This is a genomic window from Caballeronia sp. INML2 (assembly GCF_023631365.1).
Taxonomy (GTDB): domain Bacteria; phylum Pseudomonadota; class Gammaproteobacteria; order Burkholderiales; family Burkholderiaceae; genus Caballeronia; species Caballeronia turbans.
In genome coordinates this window covers 1-457 of sequence record NZ_JALQDH010000222.1, presented here as the reverse complement: position 1 = coordinate 457, position 457 = coordinate 1, and the positions used below count along the sequence as shown (strand labels likewise).

At 62.6% G+C, this 457-nt stretch carries 1 protein-coding gene; it reads right to left on the bottom strand.

Translation table 11 applies throughout. The features are described 5' to 3' along the window. Window positions 1-39: 39 nt before the first annotated feature. The coding region (locus tag NCT32_RS37095) for a hypothetical protein (protein ID WP_250491576.1) at window positions 40-457 on the bottom strand (418 nt) is incomplete at its 5' end.

Here is a 457-nt window from a genome sequence, read left to right as displayed (position 1 = left end):
TGGTTCGTCGTCTCCGGCGGCTACGCCGCCTCCGACTCCTCACCACCGGCCAAAACAAACGTCAACGACCGGCCAAGCTAATTGTCGCCGCCCACGAGCTGCAGCCGCTCGGCGGATGAACGGCGAGAGTCGGCTTTGGCCGAAGTCCTCGCGTCGCTGGGTCGGGCGCGGTTCGGCCGTGAAGCGTAGGTTCGATTCGGCCTTTGCGGACGCTCGCCGTTCAGCCGACGTGCGGCCGCTGCACGTCGCTTTGCTGTCGTCGGCGATGCAGTACAGTTGGATGTCGGCTTCGAGGAGCTGCGACGAATCTTCGACCCCAAAGTGACAGTCGATCCGCCAAAGCGGACGCGTAAACAGCACTGAACCCGCGATATGGCTAAAGAGGTGGCTTCGGGAATTCGGACAGTTCCTTGAGTGGAAAAGCTGGGGCGTGAGTCGGCCATAATGGCCGGCAACA